The following is a 20461-nucleotide window of genomic DNA, read 5'->3' on the forward strand; positions in this document are numbered from 1 at the left end:
AGCCTGTCGAAGGGCGAAGCCCGTACCAAGATCAACTGCGCTTCGACAAGCTCAGCAAACTTTCCTGCGCACAGGAGCTTCGGCGAGCTCGGCGCACCTTCGCGGCTCCGCGCGCCGTCAAGGTCGGGCGCAGCGCGCGATGACCAGACAGGCCAGTCAGTCGCGGAGGCGGCCTTCGAGCCAGGCGGTGATCAGGCGGTTGGCGATCGAACTGCTACCGGGGAGGATCAGGTGCTCGGACTCGACCTCGGCGCGCACCCGTTCGCGGGTGTACCAGTCGGCGGCACCGATCTCGGTGCCGTCGACCACGATGTCGGTGCTCGCCGCCACCGCGCTGAAGCCGAGCATCAGCGAGCGCGGCATCGGCCACGGCTGGCTGCCGAAGTAACGCACGTCCTTGAGCCGCACCCCTGACTCCTCGAACACCTCGCGGTGCACGGTCTGCTCGAGCGACTCCCCCGCCTCGTTGAAACCGGCCAGCACCGACACCCGGTGCGGACCCCACACCACCTGGCTGGCCAGCAACAGCCGGTCCTCCGGGTCGGTCACTGCGACGATGATCGCCGGGTCGGTCCGCGGGAACAGCTCCCGGTCGTCGTGGCGGCAGAACCGCGCCGCGCCGGCCTTGCGGATCTCGGTCGGCCGTCCGCACTGCGGGCAGCGCGGCTCCGCACGGTGCCAGTGGGTCAGCGCGGCCGCGGTGGTGGCCAGCTCGCGGTCGACGTCCCCGAGCAGGCCGCCGACCTCCCGGATGGTGTGCTTGTCGTCGTCGATCACCGCGGGCGCCGCGAAGTAGGCAGTCCCCTCGACCAGTCCGAGCAGCAGGTGCTCCTGCGGCCGGTACGACCCGGTCGCCTCGACGAAGCGCAACCGGCTGCCCCGCTCGCCGGTGGCGAACGCCCCGTGCTCGTCGACCGGCAGGACCCGGGTCCCTGGTGTGCTCCAGAGCTCCCCCACCCACGCCACGGCGCCACGTCGGCCCTCGGCCCGGTCGATCAGGCTCGGCTCGTCCCAGGTCGTCACGGCTCCAGTCTTCCGCACCGCTCAGTCGGCCAGCGGCACGGCCCGCAGGGCGGCCTCCACCGCGGCGCGGTCGGCCAGCCTCGGCGGCCGGACCACCGTGTCGGAGCCGACGAAGTAGAACACCGCGTCGACCTCCTCGGGGCCCACCCCGGACAGCTCGGCCCAGGCCAGCCGGTAGAGCGCGAGCTGCCACGGGTCGGCCCGATCCCCGGGTCCGTCGCCAGGGGCGGTCTTCCAGTCGACGATCCGGTAGCGGTACGGCGGTGCGCCCGGGCCCGGTGCAGCGGTCGGCGCTTCGACAGGCTCAGCGGCCGTCCCGGAGGACTCAGCGTGCGTCGGCTCGCCCGACGCCAGCGCTTCGACAGGCTCAGCGCGCGCACCGGAGGGCTCAGGTTGCGTCGTCCCGCTCGAGGCCGGCGCTTCGACAGGCTCAGCGCGCGTCCCGGGGGGCTCAGCGCGCGTTCCGGCGGTGGAGGTCGGCGCTTCGACAGGCTCAGCGCGCGTTCTCGAGGGCTCAGCGTGCTGCGGCCCGCTCGAGGCCTGCGCTTCGACAGGCTCAGCGCGCGTCCCGGAGGGCTCAGCGCGCGTCCCGGAGGGTTCAGCGCGCGTTCCCGCGGTGGAGGTTGGCGCTTCGACAGGCTCAGCGCGCGTCCCGGAGGGCTCCGCGCGCGTGTCGGAGGGCCCTGCGCGCGTCGTCAGGTCCAGCCGGTCGTCACCGGGGAGTGAGCCGTCGGGGCCGGCGCGGTAGACCGCGTCGATCCGGCCGCGGACCACCCGGCCCGCGATCAGCACCGAGAACGGGATCTCGAGCCCGAACGGGCGCGCCGACCCGAAGGGGCCGGCGGCGAAGGTGGTGCAGAGCTCGGCGAACTCGCCCTCGGTAGCCGCGTCCAGCTCGGTGCGGTCGGTCGAGTCGTCGGGGTCGATCAGGCTCGGCTGGACGTCCGGAGACCCGAGGTGCTGCTCCACCCACTGGTGGAACCGGGTGCCGAACCGCGCGGCCGTCGACGGTCGCCGTGGCATCGGTCGGGCCAGCTCGGCGGCGTAGCGGCCCGGGTCCGTCCGCAGCCGCAGCAGGTTGGTCGCCGACAGCGTCCCGGGCAGCTCGACCGACCGCCGTCCCCGCCGCGCGGCCCGCGCCTCGCCGAGCAGCTGGTCGATGTCGGCGTCCCAGGCCGCCACCTGCTCCTCCTCGTCGAGCCGCAGCTGGTCGGGTGCCTCGGCCGCCGGCGGATCATAGCGACCACTCACCGCGAACCGCCGCCGGGCCAGCCGGACCCGCTGGGCCGCGTCCTGACGCCGCTGCCAGCCGTCCGGGTCGAGCGGCTGTGGCCATGGCGTCGGTGGCGTCTCGACCTCGAGCGGGTTGGCGTCGGCCACCGGGCCGGCCTCGGCCAGCAACTGGTCCTGCTCCCGAGCCGCGGCGATGATCGCCTTGAGATAGTTCGACGGCACCCGGGGGCGGACCGCCTCGACCCGCCAGGTGTGCCCGGTGCCCACCAGCACCGAGCGCGCGCGGGTCACCGCGACGTAGGCCAGCCGGTCCTCGGCCAGCAGCTGCTGCTCCCGCAGCCGCTGGGTGTAGGTCTTGACCGCTGCTCCGGTGTGGTCCTCCAGCTGCGGGATCGAGCCGGCGTCCCCGCGCAGGTCGGCCGGCAGCACCGCCGCACTGCTCACCCAGTTGTCGCTGACCCGGTCGCTGGGGAAGGTGCCCTGCATCAGCGCGGGCAGGTACACGACCTCCCACTCCAGGCCCTTGGCCTTGTGGACGGTGAGCAGCTTGACCGAGTCCTCCGCCGTGGGCAGCGCCTGCTCGAGCCCGGCGCCCTGTTCGGACTCGGCCCGCAGGTAGGCCAGCAGCCCCGACAGCGAGGCCTGCCCGTCGACGTCGACGTAGTCGGCCACCGCGTCGAGGAAGGCGCCGAGCTGGTCGCGACGCCGGGTCCGGGCGTACTCGGTGGTGGCGGTCAGCTCGACGTCGAGCCCGAGCACCGTGATCACCCGGCGGCAGAGGTCGAGCAACGGTTCCTCGGCGTGCCGGCGGAGCTGCGCCAGCTCGGCGGCCAGCGCGGCGAACCGGGTCAGCGCCTCGGCGGAGAACCCGCCGGACGACCCCTCGCCGGCCGCCTCCTGCTCCGGGTCGACCGGGTGCTCGAGCGCGTCGAGCAGGCTGACCACCTCGGTCGGGTCGACGTCGGCCACCGCCTCCTCGAGCGCGCCGAGGATCGAGCGGTCCTCGTCGGCGGACCGGCTGCCCGGCCGCGCCCCGGACGGACGCCCGTGGTCATGCTCGGCGAGCTGCCGGGCCCGGCGCCCGAGCAGCGCGAGGTCCCGCGGACCGATCCGCCACCGGGGGCCGGTCAGCAGTCGGACCAGCTCGGGGTTCGCGGTGACGTCGTCGATCAACCGCAGTGTCGCGGTCACGTCCATCACCTCGGGCAGGCTGAGCAGCCCGCCCAGCCCGACGATCTCGGTCGGCACGTCGCGCGCGGTCAGCTCGGCGTAGATCGCGCCGATGTCGGCATTCCGCCGGGTCAGCACGGCGATGTCCGACCAGCGCGGCGCGTCGGTGCCGCGGTCGGCGACGATCCGGTCGGCGATCCAGGTCACCTCCTCGGCCCAGGTGTCGAACGTCGCCGCGCGCACCTGTCCGGGCCGGGTGCCGTCGGGGGCCCGCAGCGGGTCGAGGTCCGGTCGCCCGCTCGGGTCCGGGCCGACCAGCGCGGCCAGCCGCTCGCTCACCTCGACCCGCAGCGGCCCGGCCAGCCGGTTGGCCACGTCCAGGATCCGCGGCCCGCTGCGCCGGTTGACGGTGAGCGAGAACCGCGCCGCCGGGGTGTCGTCGCGACGCCGGAACTGGTCGGCGAACTGGAGGATGTTGCTCGCGGCCGCCCCGCGCCAGCCGTAGATGGCCTGGAACGGGTCGCCGACCGCGGTCACCGGGTGACCGCGACCGGTCAGCGGCGCGTGACCCGAGAACAGTCCGCGGAGCATGATCGCCTGCGCCGCCGAGGTGTCCTGGTACTCGTCGAGCAGCACCACGCCGAACGCGCTGCGCAGCTGGTCCGACACCTCCGGCACCTCGACCGCGAGCCGGGCGGCGATGGCCATCTGGTCGGCGAACTCGATCACCCCCAGGCGGCTCTTGAGCTGCTGGTAGTCGCGGACCAGCGAGGCCAGCTCGAGCCGCTCGTCGGTGGCGGCCAGCGCCTTCTTCACCTCCGCGTAGGTGTTGCCGCGCTGGTTCGGCGGGGCGGAGGCGAAACCGATCCGGTTCGCCCGGGCGTGCCTGTCGAGCCGGGCCGGGTCGACCAGGTGCGAGGCCAGGTCGGCGTCGAGCTTGAGCACCCGCTCGGCCACGGTGTCGGGCCGCAGCCGGGAGAGGTGCTCGAACGGCCCGGCCGCGCTGCGGACCACCCGCGAGGCGAGCCGGAACCGGGTGGCGCCGGTGATCATGGTCGCGTCGGCGTCCACCCCGATCCGCAGACCGTGCTCGGCGACCAGCCGGGCGGCGAACGCGTCGTAGGTCATGATCAGCTGCTCGCCGGCCTCGTCGACCCCGCGCTCGTCGACCACGCCCGCCGAGAGCAACGCGGTGCGCACCCGCGCGGACAGCTCGGCCGCGGCCTTGCGGGTGAAGGTGAGCCCGAGCACCTCCTCGGGCCGCACCGCGCCGGTGCCGACCAGCCAGACCACCCGGGCCGCCATCACCGTGGTCTTGCCCGACCCGGCGCCGGCGATGATCACCCCCGGCTCGAGCGGCGCGGTGATCGCCTCGAGCTGTTGCTCGGAGAACGGGATCCCGAGCGCGTCGACGAGGTCGCCCGGCCCGGCGAGGACGCGGGCGTTCGACCGCCGCGGGACCGGCAACGCGGTGACGGTCACGCCACCACCATCCGGCCCTCGGTGCGGGCCGGGCAGCTCGCCCGGAACGGGCAGTAGCGGCACGACGGACCGGGCCGGGCCACGAACCGCTCGGAGCGGATCACCGCGGCCGCCTCGGCGAGCCGGCGGTGCACCCACGTCGGGTGCGCGGTGCCGTCGGCCGGGTCCGGGGCGCCGTGCGGGAACGGGACGTCCTCGAGCGAAGCCTGCCCGAACACCTTGGGCAGCCCGGTCTCGCCGTCCGGCAGCCGCAGGTAGACCAGCTCGGCGCCGCCGCAGCGGTGGTCGTCGCCGGTCACGTCCCGGAACGCGCCCTGGGCCACCGCGAGCTGGTAGACGCCGAGCTGGTCCTGGACCGCCACCTCGGCCCCGGTGGGAGCTCGCCTCCCGGTCTTGAAGTCGACGATCCGGATCCGTCCCGCGGCGTCCCGCTCGACCCGGTCGGCGGTGCCGGTCAGCCGCATCCGCTCACCGTCCAGCTCGAGCTCGCAGGCGAACGGGACCTCGGTGCCCAGCAGCGTGCGGTCGGTCTGCGCCTCCTGCCAGGCCACGAACCGCTCGTAGGCCGACTCGGCCTCGATCCGCTCGACGTCGGAGAGCCAGTTGGCGTCGAAGTCGAGCTGGTCCCACACGCTCTCCAGGTGGTCGCTGACCTGCTGCCGCGCCGCCGTCCGGTCCGGGTCGTCCCCGGTGCCGAAGTCGGCGCCGAACTCGGCCAGGACGTGCACCACCGACCCGAAGCTGGCCGCGGTGCTCCGGCTCGACTCGGCGGCCGCCCGCCGGGCCAGGAACCACTGCCGCGGGCAGTCGAGCACCGAGGCGAGCTGGCTGCCCGACAGCTGGACCGGGACGTCGGGGGCGAGCACCGGCCGGCCGACCTCGGTCAGCTCGGCCATCCCCCACCAGCGGGCCGGGTCGGCCCCCGGGGCCAGCGGCCGGCCCTCGTCGTCGACCGCGTCGGCGAGCCGGGCGAGCCGCTGGGCGGCCGCCTCGCGGAGGGCCGGGACCGTGTCGGGGTCGGTGCTGATCCGGCGGAGCTCGCCGACCAGGGCGGGCAGGGTGAGCGGCCGGGCCGGGCGCCCGCTGAGCCGTCGGACCGGCACCTCGAGCTCGGCGAGGAATCGCGACGGCTGGTCGCCCTCCCCCTCGGTCCCCTCGACGGCACTGACCACCAGCCGGCGCCGGGACCGGGTGCACGCCACGTAGAACAGCCGGCGTTCCTCGGCGATCCGCTGCGCGGTCGGCACCAGTTCGGCCAGCCCGGTGCGGCTCAGCCGGTCGGCCTCGAGCAGCGACCCGCGACGGCGGACGTCGGGCCAGCTGCCCTCCTGCACCGAGGCGACCACCACCAGCGGCCACTCGAGCCCCTTGGCCCGGTGTGCGGTGAGCAACCGGACCGCGGTGCCGCGGAGCTCGGACTCGGTGCGCGGGTCGGCCGGGATCTCCTGGGCCTGCACCTCGGCGAGGAAGCCGGTGACCCCGCGGAGGCCGGCCACCTCCTCCGAGCGCGAGGCGATGGCGAACAGCGCGCAGACGGCGTCGAGGTCGCGGTCGGCCCGGCGGGCCTGGTCGCCGCCGCCGGCCGCGCGGCGCTGCAGCCGTTCGGGCCAGTCGGTGCCGGTCCAGAGCTGCCAGAGCGCCTGCTCGGCGGTCCCGCCCGCGGCGATGGTGCCGGCGGTCTCGGCCAGCAGCCGGGCCAACGCCCGGGCGGCGACGACCTCGGGGCGGTCGAGATCGGCCTCCGGCAGCTCGTCGAGGACGTCCGGGTCGGCGAGCGCGCGCTGCAGCAGCTCGTCCGACGGCCGCGGCAGCCCGGTGCCGGCCAGCAGCTCGACCTCGGCCCGGCGGAGCACCCGGCCGAGCCGGCGGACACCCAGGCTGTCGAGGCCGCCGAGCGGTGAGGTCAGCAGCAGCTGCGCCTGCTCGCCGGTCAGGTCGCCGCCCGCGCTCGGCGCGGCCGCTCCGGGCACGCGGTCGGAACAGCGTCCGGCCGCCACGGACAACGCCACCAGCAGCGGCCGGACGGCCAGCTCGGCGACCAGCGGGATCTCGTCGCCGGCGACCTCGACCGGCACCCCGGCGGCGACCAGCGCCCGGGACAGCGCCGGGATGGTCTGCCGGCCCGAGCGGACCAGCACCGCCATCTCGTCCCAGCCGAGCCCGTCGTGCAGGTGCGCCCGGCGGAGCAGGTCGGCGATCTGGTCGGCCTCGGCCCCCGCGCTGGCGCAGGTCATCACCTCGACCCGGCCACGCGGCGCCGCCGGATCGGGCCGGGGGTGGCGGAAGTCGGTGAACACCTCGGCGGGCAGCGACCGCGGCATCCCCAGCCGGACCGCGATCCGCCGGGTGGCCTCGAGGATCTCCCGGCCGAACCGACGGGTGGTGCCGAGCGCGAGCACGGTGGCCGGCCGGCCGGAACGGGTCGGGAAGCGCTCGGGGAAGTCGAGGATCCCGCGGGCCTCGGCGCCCCGGAAGCCGTAGATCGACTGGTCGGGATCGCCGAAGGCGATCACGTCGCGGCCCTGCCCGGCGATCGCCTGGAGCAGCTTGACCTGCGCGGGGTCGGTGTCCTGGTACTCGTCGACGAAGACGCAGCCGATCTCGGCACGCAGGGTGGCCAGCACCTCGGGGTCGGAGAGCAGGATGCGGCACCGGTGCACGAGCTCGGCGTAGTCGAGCACCTGCTCGGCGTCGAGGACGTCGAGGTACTCGTCGAAGAACTGCCCGACCGCGCTCCACTCCGGACGTCCGGCGGCCAGCCCGGCGTCGACCAGGTCCTCGGGGTCCATCCCGAGCTGGCGGGTCTTGGCCAGCACCGCGCGCACCTCGGCGGCGAACCCGCGGGTCGGGAAGGCCCGGTCGACGCTCGGCGGCCAGTCGACCCGGCCGTACTCGGGGCTGCCGGCCAGCGTCTCGCGGACCCGGAACTCCTGCTCGGGCGCGGTCAGCAGCCGGAGCCGGCTGATCCCGTCGGGCTCGGGTCGGCCCGGGACGACCTCGCCGGCCACCGCGGAGAACCGCCGGAGCAGCGCGAAGCAGAACGCGTGGAAGGTCATGGCCAGCGGGGTCAGCGTCGACCGGCCCAGCCGGGCGGCGATCCGGGTGCGGAGGTCGGCGGCGGCGCGCCGCGAGAAGGTCAGCGCCAGCACGGCGTCCGGGGCCAGGCCGCGCCGGTCGATCCGGTCGACCACGGCCTCGACCAGCGTGGTCGTCTTCCCGGTGCCGGGGCCGGCGAGCACCAGCAACGGGCCGGACGGGTGGGCGACCACGGCCCGCTGCGCGGCGTCGAGCTCGGGCGCGGGACGCCGGACGTCGGCGGTGCGGACCAGCTCGTAGGCGGGTGCCGCGGCGCCGCGCTCGCGCCCGGCCTCCGCTGTTCCCGTCCGACCCGCGCCGACCCCCGTGCTCACCACCCGGTCATTGGATCAAACGGCACCGACACCGCCCGGTCGACCCGCGGCGCCCGCGGGATCCGGGCCACCCGGACCGGCGGAACCGGGCCGGTCGGGGCCCGGCTCCGGAGCCGCGCCGGTCGGGACGTCCTCCTCGACCGCGCGGAGGATCACCAGGAACGCGGCGGCCACCAGCGCGGTGCCGAGCACCAGGTCGCCGAGCTCGGCGTAGACGTCGGGGTCGGCGACGTTGACCGCGCTGCGGGCCAGCGCGGCATAGCCCACCACCAGCAGGCCGAGCAGGGTCTTGGCCAGCGCGAGCAGCACCCGGCTCGCGGCCGGCAGCCGGCGGCTCGACCGGTTCGCCCACTCCGACCCGGTCAGCAGGTCCCAGAACACGCCGAAGACGACCAGGGCGACCCCGGACACCCCGAGCGCCGCGCCGAGCGGGTCGGCGAGCACGTCGCGGGCCGAGAACAGCGCCGAGAGCACCAGCGCGGTGGCGAGCTGGACCGCGCACCGCGGGGTGAGCCGGTGGCGCAGCCACGCCGAGACCCCGATCACCAGCACCGCCAGCGTCCCCACCAGGTTGAGCAGGTCGGGGTCGAGGGTGGTCGGCCAGCGGAAGCCGGTGAGGAACCGGCTGCTCAGCCCGACCAGCACCACCCCGGTCAGCCCGAGCACCAGGCCCTGGCGGACGTCGCGGCGGCGGGCACGGCGGAAGCCGAGCAGCACCAGCACCACGCCGAGCACCAGCCGCGAGCCCGACGAGAGCGCGGTCAGCCCTGGCAGGTCGACGCTGCCGGTGACGCCGCTGAGCACCAGCACGCCGAGCGCACGGACGATGATCACCACGCTGGCCACCACCCCGAGTCCGGCCAGGGCCACCCCGACCGGGAGGCCGATCCGGTTCGCCTGCTCGGGCAGCTGCTCGGCGGTGCCGGCCGCCGGCCGTCCGGCGATCCTGATCACCGTCAGCCCGACGCCGGCGAGCAGTCCGGCGACGGCGAGCGTGGTGATCACCGTGGCCGGCCCGTCGGCCACCGGGTCCCAGCCGAGCAGCTGGACGACGGCCTGGGTGAGCCGGACCGCCGCGACCGCGCCGAGCACCAGGTAGGCCCAGCGCCGGCCGGAGACCCGGGCAGCCTGGGTGCCGGCCTGCACGGTCAGTCCGACGGTCAGCTCGGCCACCGACAGCCCGGCGGCGATCATGACCGGGACGGCGAGCAGCGCCGAGTCCTGGATCGAGGTGGCGACCAGCAGCGGGACGGCGTCGTAGCCCAGCGCCTGACCGGTGGCGACGAGCCCGCTGGTCAGCGGCCCGGCGGCGACGCCGATCCCGAGCACCGCCAGCACCGCCGGGAACTCCCACCAGGCCGGGCGTCGCGGGGCCCGCAGGACGACCAGCACGAGCAGCACGATGATCAGGCCCAGCGGCACCACCGGGCTGAGCCGGGCCAGCCCGTCGGCCTGGACCAGGCCGAAAAATCCCCACAGCAGCAGGGTTCCCACCGAGATCAGGGTGCCCAGCGTGCGCAGCCACCACGGGGCGTGCAGCGCCGCCGTCTGGACCAGCGCGAGCAGCACGATGATCGACAACAGCAGCGGCCAGACCGTCGCACGCGGGAGCACCGCCTCCTGGGCCTCGATCGTGAACAGCGGCAGGGTCGCGCGGAGCAGCGGCGAGGTGATCGCCAGCAGCGCGGACAGCACGCAACAGCCGAGCGCCACCGCGACCACGCTGCGCCAGCCCGGCGGCCAGTCGTGGGCGCGCGGGCGGCCGTCGCGGACGGGGTCGACGACCGCCCGCCGGACGACGACGCCGACGAACCGGCGGGTCCGGTCGACGACCCGGCCGGCGGCCGGGTCGCGCGTCACCGGCGTGCTCACGTGATCACCTGGACGGCACCGAAGACCGAGGACGTCATGATCACGCCGTCGCCGGCCCGCACCAGCGTCCGGGTCTCGTCGGCGCGGGCCGGGGCGACCGGTACCCGGGCGACCGTCCGGCCGTCCCCGGTGATCACCAGCAGCGCGTCACCGGACAGCCCGGCCACCGCCGTCCCGTCACCGACGGCGGTGGACAGCGGCGGAGCGGTCCAGCGCGGGGTGCCGTCGAGCCCGAGACCGGTGGTGGTCCGGTCGGTGCCGGCGACGACCGTCCCACCGAGCCCGACCAGCGACCGGACCAGGTCGGCGTGCGGCCAGCGCCAGCGCAGTCTCCCGTCGGCCAGCGACCGTCCCTCCAGCGTGCTGGCGTCGTCGGTGACCAGCAGCCCGTCGGCGGTGGTCATCCGGGACACACCGGGCTCCTGCGCCGTCCACCGCACCGTCCCGTCGGCGACCGCGAGCGCGGTCAGCGTGCCGGAGCGGTCGGCGACCAGCAGCTGCGCCCCGTCGGTGACCGGGGGCGCCGACGGGTCGGCCCCCACGTCGTGGCGCCAGCGCACCCGCCCGGTCCGCGGGTCGACCATGATCACCGTGCCGGCCGCGGTGGTGACGGCCAGGTCGCCCCCGACCGCCAGTCCCGGCAGCGTGATCGCGTCCGGGACCGCCAGCGTCCAGCGGCGCAGGCCGTCGGTGCCGTAGCCGACCAGCTCGCGCCCGGTGGTGGCGACCACCACCGCCGACCCGAGCGCCGTGATCATGGTCGGCAGCCCGCCCGGGTGCAGCCGGCGGACCAGCAGCAGGTCCTCGGTGCGGGGGGTGGTGATGATCACGTCGCGACCCTGCACGACCGGACGCGCCAGCAGTCCGGTGGCGGTGACCGCGGCGGACTGCTGGGTGACCGCGACGCCGAGCGAGCCGGGGTCGGCGCCGCCCTCGACCGAGCGCAGCGGCAGGGTGCGCGCCCGCCAGCGGGCAGGGTCGCCCCAGGGGTCGGTACCGGTCGCGGTGACCGGGATCTGCGGGAGCGCGGTGCGGGGGGCGAAGCGCTCGGTGCTGCCGACGTCCTGTCCGGCCGCGGAGCTGCGGTCCGCCAGCTGCACCGCACCCTCCCGGCGGCACCAGGTGCGGGTGAGCCGGTGCGGCGCCGTGTCCCCGGAGCCGGCGAAGGTCAGCGTCCCGGTGACCTGCAGGCAGCCGGTGCCGGCCGCGGCCGCGGACATCGAGGCGGTGTAGGTGCGGCCCGCCCCGGCGCTCCCCCGGCTGGTCCAGCGGTCACCGGGCTCCGGTTCGGCGGGCAGCTCGCGCAGCCCCGGGTCGAAGGTGGTGAGCCCGTCCGGCCCGCTGTCCAGCACCAGCTCGACCCCTCGGTCGACCCGGTAGAACCGGCTGCGCTGGGCGTCGGGCCGGGTGGTCGGGTCGGTTCCGGCGAGCCCGACCGGGGTCGAGGTCACCCGCCAGACCCGGGCCGGCGAGCGGGTGTCGCGGATGCCCAGGGCGGTCAGCAGCTGCACACCCACCTGGTTGCCGAGGGTCTGGGTGGCCTCGACCCCGCCCAGCCGGGCCGACTCGACCACCGCGACCGTGCGGTCGGTGCCGGCCGGGGTCGTCGACTCGACCACCGAGGTCCAGGCGGCCCCGTCGGCGGGCAGGTAGTCGCTGCTCGGCGCCTCACCGCCCGCCCCGGCGCGAGCAGCCACCCCGAGACCGGCGGCGACCAGCACGAGCACCAGCGCGACGGTGACCGGCGGCAGCAGCCGGTGCCGGAGTGCGGTGCGCCGGTTCTCCGGCCGGTGCGACGGCCGGGTCGGCGACCCGGTCGGCGGGCCCCAGCCGGGTGACGGGTCGAGCTCGCTCCCCGCGGCGGGCATCCGTGACCAGTCCTGCACCGGGAACGGCGCCCAGGGCGTCGGCTGGTCGTCGCCGGAGCCCGCGGTCATCCGCTCACCCCTCGTCGCTGCGGTCCACGTCGGCGCCGCGGATGCCGAGCATGAAGAGGATCGCGTCAAGATAGGGCACCGAGACGGTGGTGTCGGCCTGTCTACGGACCACCGGCTTGGCGTTGAACGCGATGCCGAGCCCAGCGGCGGCGAGCATGTCGAGGTCGTTGGCGCCGTCGCCGACCGCGACGGTCTGGGTCAGCGGGACGCCCTCGGCCGCGGCGATCTCGGCCAGCAGTTCGGCCTTGCGGGCGCGGTCGACCACCCGCCCGACCACCCGTCCGGTGAGCCGGCCGTCGACCACCTCGAGGCGGTTGGCGTAGGCGTGGTCGAGCCCCAGCTCGGCGGCCAGCGCGTCGGTGAACGGCGTGAACCCCCCGCTGACGACGCCCACGGCGAAGCCGAGCCGCTGCAGCGTCCGGACGAAGGTGCGGGCGCCCGGGGTCAGCCGGATCCGGCGCCGCACCCGCTCGATCGCGTCCTCGTCGAGCCCGGCGAGCAGCGCCACCCGCTCGGTCAGCGAGTCGGTGAAGTCGAGCTCGCCGGCCATCGCCCGGTCGGTGATCGCCCGGACCCGGTCGCGGCAGCCGGCCTCGTCGGCGAGCAGCTCGATCACCTCGTCGGTGATCAGGGTGGAGTCGACGTCCATGACCACCAGCCGCTTGGCCCGGCGCTCGAGCCCGTTGACCTGGACGGCGATGTCGCAGCCGTGCTCGCCGGCCACCTCGACCAGCGCCCGGCGCATCCGCTCGACGTCGCCGGCGATCACCACCAGGTCGTAGGCGGTGACCGGGTCGGTGGCCAGCCGGACGATCCGGTCGATGTTGCCGCCGGTGCCGGCCACCGCGTCGGCCACGGCGGCCAGCACCGCCGGCCCGAGCCGTTCGCCGAGCACGGTGATCGCGTGCCGGCGGAGGTTGGCCCGTTGCGAGCGGCGCTCGACCTGCTCGAAGTCGACGGCCAGGCCGTGGGTGAACCCCCAGAACAGGACGTCGCGGACCAGCGCCTCGTCGGCGCCGTCGAGCCGGACCAGGACGTCCAGGGTGAGCCGCTCGCGGACCACCAGCTGCTCCATGTCCTCGACCTGCGCGCCGGCCTCGGCCACCAGCCGGAGCAGGTCCGCGGTCAGCCGGGGACGGTCGCGGCCGGAGACCCGGATCAGCAGCGGCGACCGCGGACCGGCCGCAGGCTCACCGGCCGTGCGGGCGGGGTCGGCGGTGTGGTCGGTCATCGGAGCTCCCAGACCAGCAGCTCGCTGTCCCGGCGACCGGTCAGCCGGAGCGCGGCCGGCCCTTCGACGCGGAGGCTGTCGCCGCTGTCGAGCCGTCCGGCCCCCTCCACCCCGACAGCACCGCGGGCGACAAACAGGTGCACCCGGGGCGCCTCGGGCAGCACCCGGCGCTCCCCCGTCCCGAGCCGGGTGACCCACAGCGTGCTGCCCTCGGCACCCAGATCGATCGCCGCGTCCGGGTGCCGGCCGGAGGCCACCGGGACCCAGCCGGCGGCGAGGTCGGCGTCGGCGACGAGACGCTGGGCGTAGGACGGCTCCCGCCCGGGCTCGTCGGGGCGCAGCCACATCTGGACGAAGTGCACCGGCTCGGTCACCCGGTCCGGGTCGAGCCGCCAGCCGGAGGCGTCGCGGTAGGCGTCGGCACGCTCGGCGTGGCTGATCCCGCGCCCGGCCGACATCCGCTGCGCCAGCCCGGGGTGGACGACGCCGCTGCGGCCCTCGGTGTCGGTGTGCGCGAGCGCCCCGGAGAGCACCCAGGTGACGATCTCGGCGTCGCGGTGCGGGTGCAGGTCGAATCCGGTCCCGGCCGCCACCTGCTCCTCGTTGTGCACGAGCAGCGGGCCGAAGCCGACGTTGGCCGGGTCGTAGTGGGCGCCGAAGGAGAAGCTGTGCCGGCTGCTCACCCAGGACGTGCTGGTGCGGAACCGCTCGCCCGAGCGCAGCACCTGCAGTCGGGGGTCCTGACGCACCCGGTCACCGTAACCAGCGAGCCCGGGCCGGGCCAGGCGATCTCACCCGTCCCGTGCGGGGCGGCGCCTACGCTGGCGGCGTGTGGGGACGACGTCCGAAGCCCGAGCAGCCGGGCCCTGGTCAGGAATCGGTGTGGGACTACCCGCGGCCGCCGGCGCTCCGGCCGGCCGGGCAGCACGTGGTCGTGGTGCTCGGTGGGGTGCGGGTCTGCACCACCGACGCGGCGCTCCAGGTGCTCGAGACCTCGCACCCGCCGACCTACTACCTGCCGCGGACCGACTTCGTCGAGGGCTCACTGCGCCCGGCCCCGGGCCACTCGTTCTGCGAGTGGAAGGGCCAGGCCTCCTATCTCGACGTGGTCGGCGGCGAGCACGGTGAGGTGGTGGCCGCGCAGGCCGCCTGGTACTACCCCAGCCCGACCGCTCCGTTCGCCGCGCTGGTCGACCACGTCGCGCTCTACCCGGGCCGGATGGACCAGTGCCTGGTCGACGGCGAGGTGGTCCGACCGCAGCCGGGCGGCTTCTACGGCGGGTGGGTGACCGACCGGGTGGTCGGGCCCTTCAAGGGCGGGCCGGGCAGCACGGGCTGGTGAGTCCCTCGTCGCCGCCCGACCGGACGGGCCCCGACGGCGCCGACGAGCGCCGGGAGCGGTACGCCGAGACGGTGCTGGCCGCGGTCGAGCAGGTCCCGCAGGGACGGGCCACCACCTACGGCGCGCTGGCCGCGCTCGTCGCCGACGAGCTCGGCTGGGGCGGACCCCGCCAGGTCGGTGCGGTGCTGGCCCGGCACGGGGCCGCGGTGTGCTGGTGGCGGGTCGTGCGGGCCGACGGCCGCCCGGCCCGGGGACACGAGACCGAGGCGCTGCGCCGGCTGGCGGCCGAGGGCGTCCCGCTCCGCGACGACCGGGTCGCGCTGGCCCGGTGCCGCTGGCCCTGACCGCTCCGGCGCTCCCGAGCCCGATCCCGTCGTCGAATCCCGGTGTCACCAGGCGCGACGCCTGCGGAAAACCACGGAAAACCGGAAGAAGGCCGGACGGTGGTTACGCAGCGGCGCCAACTTGTGCCAGGCTAGGCCTGCTGTTTGCAAGTCTCTGTGTCGTGGTTCGTGCTACGCCCGGTGTACTTCATGGGCGTCACCCGTGTTTCGCCCGACAGCAATCGAAGCCGTGAGGTGCGGCTTCGAACGCCAGATGCTTAGGGAGATTTTCATGGCGCAGGGAACCGTCAAGTGGTTCAACGCTGAGAAGGGCTACGGCTTCATCGCCGTGGACGGCGGCGGCCCGGACGTTTTCGTCCACTACAGCGCGATCGACTCGTCCGGCTTCCGGACCCTCGACGAGGGCCAGCGGGTCGAGTTCGAGACGACGCAGGGCCCGAAGGGCCCGCAGGCCGACCAGGTCCACGCGATCTGAGGTCGACCGACTGAGTCTTCGGACGAACGCCGACGCCCCCGCACCGTGAGGTGCGGGGGCGTCGTCGCGTTCCGGGGGCCCGCTCCCCGCGGACGCCGACGCCCGAGACCTCAGGCCACCGGGCGTTCGGCCGGGCGTTCGGGGACGGGTCGTTCGGGGACGGGACGCCCGTTCGCGCCGTAACCGGGGCCGGTCCGCAACCACTGCTCGACGCCGGCGATGTGCACCGCGATCGCCGCGGCGGCGACGTCGGGCTGCCGGCTCCGCAGCGCGCGCACCACGGTGGCGTGCTCGGAGGCCGTCCGCTGCCGGACGTTGAGCTCGGTCACCCCGCGCCAGAGCCGGGCCCGCTGGATCGGACCGGAGATGCCGTCCAGCAGCGACATCAGCACGGTGTTGCCCGAGCCGGCCACCATCAGGCGGTGGAACTCGAGGTCGTGGGCCACCATCGCGTCCACCGAGGTGTCGTCGGACAGCAGGGCCAGGTGGACGTCGAGCGCGTCGAGGTCCGCCTCGGTCATGGCCTGCGAGGCCAGGGCGGCCGCGGCCGACTCGAGGATCCGCCGGACCTGGAGGAACTGCAGCACGGAGTCGTCGGTGTGGAAGTCGACCAGGAACTCCATGGCGCCGAGCAGCATCGAGGGCTCGAGGCTGGTCACGTAGGTGCCGGCGCCCTGCCGGACGTCGAGCACCCGCATCAGGGAGAGGGCCTTGACCGCCTCGCGCAGCGAGCTCCGCGACAGCCCGAGACGTACCGCGAGGTCGGCCTCACGCGGTAGCTTGTCGCCGGGTGCCAGCTCACCGCTGGTGATCATCTGCTTGATCTTGCCGATGGCGACGTCGGTGACCGCCGCGCTCTCCAGCACCGGCGTCCGGTTGGCCGCGGGGATCGTGACCATCGGCACCTCCTGACTGCAACGTCGATCGGTGGGCCGGCGTGGGGCAAACATCGGACCCTTGGTGGCGGACATGGTGACACGACACCCTCGGACTGTCCATCACCCACTCCGCAGCGATCCGCGCAAACCGTTATCCAACGGAGATACACGCGGGAGATGCGCTCGGATGCCGTCCTGAGGGCCTCGAAAAGACACCTCAGGAAGCCTTTGCAGAGATCTGGTCATCCGATCTTTCGTGTGCCACACTCCTGCCACACACGCCCGGTGTGAATCCACGGACGCATCAACGAGGAGCTCCCATGTCACAGGCCGACGGCACCACGCCGTTCACCCGCCGGTCACTTCTGAAAGCGTCCGCGGTGGGGACCTCCGCGCTCGCCGTCCCGTCGCTGCTGGGGGCCTGCAGCTCCAGCGGCAGCGACTCGGGATCCGGAAGCGACAACACCAACGGCAAGGCGCCGCTGGAGCTCCCGGCGGACGCGACCGACGGACCCACCTATCCCTCGCCCTACGTCGGACCGCGTGCCCGCGACCTCAAGCCGTTCGGGGATGGCAGCACCACCTTCAAGATCGTCGTCCCGACCGACGCCACCGTGGTGGGCAGCTGGGCGAACAACAAGGCGACCGCCTACTTCGAGAAGCTGACCGGGGTCAAGATCCAGTTCCAGGAGGTGCTGACCACCGCCTCGGACGGCTCGACCGACCTGACCAAGGTCAACGCGATCCTCTCCAGCGGCGACCTGCCCGACGCCTTCATGGGCATCCCGCTGACCCAGGCGCAGGTGTCGCTCTACGGCCAGCAGGGCGCCTTCACCGCGGTCGACGACCTGATCAAGGTCTACGCCCCCGCGGCGCGCAAGATGTTCGAGGAGGTCCCGGGCCTGCGGGCGCTCAACGCCAGCAGCGACAACAAGCTCTACCAGATGCCCGGCGTCAACGACTGCTACCACTGCCGCAGCAGCCAGGGCCGCGCCTGGATCAACAAGGAGTACATGGACAAGGTCGGCGGCCAGATGCCGACCACCACCGAGGAGCTCCGCCAGCTGCTGCTCGAGTTCCAGGGCAAGAACCCCTCGGGCAAGTCGGGCTTCCTGCCCTTCACCGCCGGCCAGGGCAACCCGCTGGACAACTACTTCATGCAGTCCTTCCTCTACAGCCCGCCCGGGTCGAACACCGGTGGCTGGCTGCGGCTCAACCAGGGCAAGGTCGAGCTGACCGCGCGGCTCGACGAGTGGCGCGAGGCGCTCAAGTACCTCAACCAGCTCAACAAGGACGGCCTGCTCACCGCCCAGGCGTTCTCGATGACCGGCGCGGAGCTCCAGCAGGCCGGCAACACCGGCCGGGTCGGATTCTCCCGCTCCTATTGGTGGGGTTCGTTCTTCAACCCGGTGCCGCTCGACGCCAACGCGCTCTGGCGCGACTACGTCGCGGTCCCGCCGGTCAAGGGCCCGAGCGGCGTCAACTACTCCCAGTGGGACTACTACAGCTACTCCACCGGCCCCGGCGGCGGTCTGGTCATCACCAGCAAGTGCACCAAGCCCGAGGTGCTGGTGCAGTGGGCCGACTACATGTACGACCTGCGCTCGATCATGTGGGCCTACGACGGCATCTACGAGAGCAACTGGTGGTGGGGCGACAAGGACCAGAAGGGCATCAACGGCAAGGGCGCCCTGTTCCGCGACAAGCAGTGGCCGGCCCCGGCGGGGATGTCCTGGAACCAGTACGCCCCGATGTACCGCTCGATCGACTTCCGCGGCGGCCAGCAGGTCGACCCGAAGGCGCCGACCTTCGAGGCCGGGCTCTGGGCGGCCGGCGAGGCCTACAAGCCGTTCGCCGAGCCGCAGGACATGCAGCTCCCGCCGCTGATCATCCCCGACGACTCGGCGGCCACCCAGGCCGACATCGCCACCTCGGTCTACCAGGCGGTCAGCGTGGGCCTGTCGAACTTCTCGCTCGGCAAGAAGGACCCCAACAACGACGCCGACTGGCAGGCCTACGTCGCCCAGTTCGACGCGATGAAGGTCCAGGACTACCTCGACATCTACCAGAAGGCCTACGACACCCGGCCCAAGTGATCGGCGCCGTCCGGGGTGGCGGGAGCATCCGCCACCCCGGCACGACGGCCGCCACGGACTGAAAGGGGACGGACGTGGCCATCCACGACTCGAGAAGCGACCGGGCCTACTACCTGGTCAACTACCTGGTGCTCGGCATCTTCTGCGCACTGGTGCTCTATCCGCTGATCTACGTGCTGAGCGCCTCGTTCTCCGACGCCACCGCGATCGCCAACAACGAGGTCTACCTCTGGCCGGTGGGGTTCAGCACCCAGGCCTACCAGGCGATCTGGGCGTCGCCGCGACTGTTGATCGGCTTCGGCAACTCGGTGCTCTACACCGTGACCGCGGCGCTGATCGGGACCACGCTGACCGTCCTGGCCGGCTACGTGGCCTCGCGGGAGGAGCTGCCGTTCCGGCGGGTGATCGTGGTGTTCTTCCTGCTCCCCACGCTGATCTCCGCGGGCATCGTCCCGCTCTACATCGTGATCAAGCAGATGGACCTGCTGGACACCCGGTGGGCGATCATCCTGCCGACCGCGATGAGCATGTTCCAGGTGATCATCACCCGGACCTTCTACCAGATCAACGTGCCCAAGGAGCTGGTCGAGGCGGGTCGGGTCGACGGGGCCAACGACTTCTCGATGTTCTTCCGGATCGCGCTGCCGCTGAGCAAGCCGATCATCGCGGTCAACCTGCTCTTCTACGGCCTGGCCCAGTGGAACGACTGGTTCAACGCCTTCCTCTACACGTCCAACCCCGACCTGTCGCCGCTGCAGTTCGTGCTGCAGCAGCTGCTGGCCGAGAGCTCGGTGAGCCCGTCGATGATGGGCAGCGGTGACGTGGCCGCGATCCTGGCCAAGAAGGAGCTGTTCGACAAGCTCAAGTACGCGATGATCGTGGTGGCGATGGTGCCCCCGCTGATCGCCTATCCGTTCGTCCAGAAGCACTTCGTCAAGGGCGCGCTGATCGGAGCCGTCAAGTGACCGCCACCCAACTGCCCCAGCTGACCCCGGCCGCCGCGGTCGTCAACGTCGAAAAGCGTCGCGGCCGCAACAAGGGCCAGTACCGGTCCCAGCTCCCGCTGCGCACCCGGATGGCGCGCTCCTGGCAGCTCTACGTGCTGGTCATCCCGCCGGTGATCTTCGCGCTGCTCTTCCTGTACTGGCCGATGTACGGGCTGCAGCTCGCGTTCAAGAACTACAACATCACCAAGGGCATCACCGGCAGCCCGTGGGCGGGCACCCGCTACGTCGAGCAGTTCATCAACAGCTACCTGTTCTGGCCGGTGCTGAAGAACACGCTGATCCTGAGCTTCTACAGCCTGGTGGCGACCTTCCCGCTGCCGATCATCCTGGCCCTGCTGCTCAACACGGTCCGCCGCTCGAAGTTCAAGAAGGCGGTGCAGATGATCACCTACGCACCGCACTTCATCTCCACGGTGATCGTGGTCGGCATCATCTTCATGCTGTTCTCGCCGAGCTCGGGCGTGGTCAACGTGGCCATCCAGGCCCTCTTCGGCCAGACCGTCGACTTCGTCAGCGCGGGCTGGTTCCGGCACACCTACGTCTGGTCCGGCGCCTGGCAGCAGATGGGCTTCGCGGCGATCATCTACCTGGCGGCGCTGGCCGGGATCGATCCCGAGCTGCACGAGGCGGCCCGCGTCGACGGCGCCGGTGTGCTCCGCCGGATCTGGCACATCGACGTCCCCGGCATCCTGCCGGTGATGATCACCCTGCTGATCCTAAGCATGGGCAACATCCTCAGCAGTGACTTCACCAAGATCCTGCTGATGCAGAACAACAACAACCTGGGCACCTCGCAGGTGATCGACACCTACAGCTACCAGATCGCCTTCCGCTCGGCGATCCCGCAGTACTCCTACGCGACCGCGATCGGCCTGTTCAAGTCGATCATCTCGTTCGTGCTGCTGATGACGGTGAACTTCCTCAGCAAGAAGATCACCAAGAACAGCCTGTTCTGACCGAC

General features: G+C 73.4%; 14 protein-coding genes. 6 read left to right on the forward strand and 8 right to left on the reverse strand.

Annotated elements, in window-relative coordinates; translation table 11 throughout:
- Positions 1 to 156 precede the first annotated feature (156 nt).
- From nudC to FHX74_RS16270, 7 genes are read right to left on the reverse strand one after another with little or no spacing between them, the layout of a single operon-like run.
- Positions 157 to 1023, reverse strand: a complete 867-nt coding sequence (gene nudC, locus FHX74_RS16240; RefSeq protein WP_328823867.1) for an NAD(+) diphosphatase — start codon at positions 1021 to 1023, stop codon at positions 157 to 159.
- A gap of 21 nt (positions 1024 to 1044) precedes the next feature.
- On the reverse strand, positions 1045 to 4908 hold the full coding sequence (locus tag FHX74_RS16245; protein ID WP_182561233.1) for a UvrD-helicase domain-containing protein: 3864 nt from the start codon (positions 4906 to 4908) through the stop codon (positions 1045 to 1047).
- Positions 4905 to 8321: an ATP-dependent helicase gene (locus FHX74_RS16250; RefSeq protein ID WP_328823868.1), complete on the reverse strand. Its 3417-nt coding sequence runs from the start codon at positions 8319 to 8321 to the stop codon at positions 4905 to 4907. The genes FHX74_RS16245 and FHX74_RS16250 overlap by 4 nt, the downstream gene beginning before the upstream one ends.
- 12 nt (positions 8322 to 8333) lie before the next feature.
- Positions 8334 to 10190 carry a hypothetical protein gene (locus FHX74_RS16255; protein ID WP_182561234.1) on the reverse strand — a complete coding sequence of 619 codons (1857 nt, stop codon included), beginning with the start codon at positions 10188 to 10190 and terminating at the stop codon, positions 8334 to 8336.
- Positions 10187 to 12127 carry an outer membrane protein assembly factor BamB family protein gene (locus FHX74_RS16260; RefSeq protein WP_182561235.1) on the reverse strand — a complete coding sequence of 647 codons (1941 nt, stop codon included), beginning with the start codon at positions 12125 to 12127 and terminating at the stop codon, positions 10187 to 10189. The genes FHX74_RS16255 and FHX74_RS16260 overlap by 4 nt, the downstream gene beginning before the upstream one ends.
- A gap of 4 nt (positions 12128 to 12131) precedes the next feature.
- The gene (gene serB, locus FHX74_RS16265) at positions 12132 to 13358 is read right to left on the reverse strand and encodes a phosphoserine phosphatase SerB (protein ID WP_182561236.1); all 1227 of its coding nucleotides are present in this window, start codon (positions 13356 to 13358) and stop codon (positions 12132 to 12134) included.
- On the reverse strand, positions 13355 to 14107 hold the full coding sequence (locus FHX74_RS16270; protein ID WP_328823869.1) for a pirin family protein: 753 nt from the start codon (positions 14105 to 14107) through the stop codon (positions 13355 to 13357). Before FHX74_RS16270 ends, serB begins: the two co-directional genes overlap by 4 nt.
- An 80-nt stretch (positions 14108 to 14187) precedes the next feature.
- Here FHX74_RS16270 and FHX74_RS16275 point away from each other — a divergent pair, with 80 nt between their 5' ends.
- The 3 genes from FHX74_RS16275 (at position 14188) to FHX74_RS16285 (ending at position 15519) form a co-directional block, all read left to right on the forward strand.
- A complete protein-coding gene (locus tag FHX74_RS16275; protein WP_182561237.1) occupies positions 14188 to 14700 on the forward strand; it encodes a DUF427 domain-containing protein in 513 nt (170 codons plus the stop codon).
- The gene (locus tag FHX74_RS16280) at positions 14697 to 15044 is read left to right on the forward strand and encodes an MGMT family protein (protein ID WP_182561238.1); all 348 of its coding nucleotides are present in this window, start codon (positions 14697 to 14699) and stop codon (positions 15042 to 15044) included. The genes FHX74_RS16275 and FHX74_RS16280 overlap by 4 nt, the downstream gene beginning before the upstream one ends.
- Positions 15045 to 15315: 271 nt before the next feature.
- The gene (locus FHX74_RS16285) at positions 15316 to 15519 is read left to right on the forward strand and encodes a cold-shock protein (protein WP_182561239.1); all 204 of its coding nucleotides are present in this window, start codon (positions 15316 to 15318) and stop codon (positions 15517 to 15519) included.
- A gap of 110 nt (positions 15520 to 15629) precedes the next feature.
- Here FHX74_RS16285 and FHX74_RS16290 read toward each other — a convergent pair whose 3' ends face one another.
- Positions 15630 to 16418: a FadR/GntR family transcriptional regulator gene (locus tag FHX74_RS16290; RefSeq protein ID WP_182561240.1), complete on the reverse strand. Its 789-nt coding sequence runs from the start codon at positions 16416 to 16418 to the stop codon at positions 15630 to 15632.
- A 299-nt stretch (positions 16419 to 16717) separates the two neighbouring features.
- Here FHX74_RS16290 and FHX74_RS16295 point away from each other — a divergent pair, with 299 nt between their 5' ends.
- The 3 genes from FHX74_RS16295 to FHX74_RS16305 all read left to right on the forward strand — a co-directional run bounded on the left by FHX74_RS16295 (position 16718) and on the right by FHX74_RS16305 (position 20456).
- Positions 16718 to 18493 (forward strand): type 2 periplasmic-binding domain-containing protein, encoded by a 1776-nt coding sequence (locus FHX74_RS16295; protein ID WP_182561241.1) that lies wholly within the window; start codon positions 16718 to 16720, stop codon positions 18491 to 18493.
- Between the two features lie 74 nt (positions 18494 to 18567).
- A complete protein-coding gene (locus FHX74_RS16300) occupies positions 18568 to 19458 on the forward strand; it encodes a carbohydrate ABC transporter permease (RefSeq protein ID WP_182561242.1) in 891 nt (296 codons plus the stop codon).
- Positions 19455 to 20456: an ABC transporter permease gene (locus FHX74_RS16305; RefSeq protein WP_328823870.1), complete on the forward strand. Its 1002-nt coding sequence runs from the start codon at positions 19455 to 19457 to the stop codon at positions 20454 to 20456. Before FHX74_RS16300 ends, FHX74_RS16305 begins: the two co-directional genes overlap by 4 nt.
- Positions 20457 to 20461 lie beyond the last annotated feature (5 nt).

Origin of the sequence: Microlunatus kandeliicorticis, assembly GCF_014137855.1 — a bacterium.
GTDB lineage: Bacteria > Actinomycetota > Actinomycetes > Propionibacteriales > Propionibacteriaceae > Microlunatus > Microlunatus kandeliicorticis.

What these genes read in the sequence shown, in the direction of transcription:
- FHX74_RS16290 (WP_182561240.1), bottom strand. Translation starts at nt 16,418, where the DNA reads ATGGTCACGATCCCCGCGGCCAACCGGACGCCGGTGCTGGAGAGCGCG.
- serB (WP_182561236.1), bottom strand. Translation starts at nt 13,358, where the DNA reads ATGACCGACCACACCGCCGACCCCGCCCGCACGGCCGGTGAGCCTGCG.
- FHX74_RS16295 (WP_182561241.1), top strand. Translation starts at nt 16,718, where the DNA reads ATGTCACAGGCCGACGGCACCACGCCGTTCACCCGCCGGTCACTTCTG.
- FHX74_RS16285 (WP_182561239.1), top strand. Translation starts at nt 15,316, where the DNA reads ATGGCGCAGGGAACCGTCAAGTGGTTCAACGCTGAGAAGGGCTACGGC.
- FHX74_RS16260 (WP_182561235.1), bottom strand. Translation starts at nt 12,127, where the DNA reads ATGACCGCGGGCTCCGGCGACGACCAGCCGACGCCCTGGGCGCCGTTC.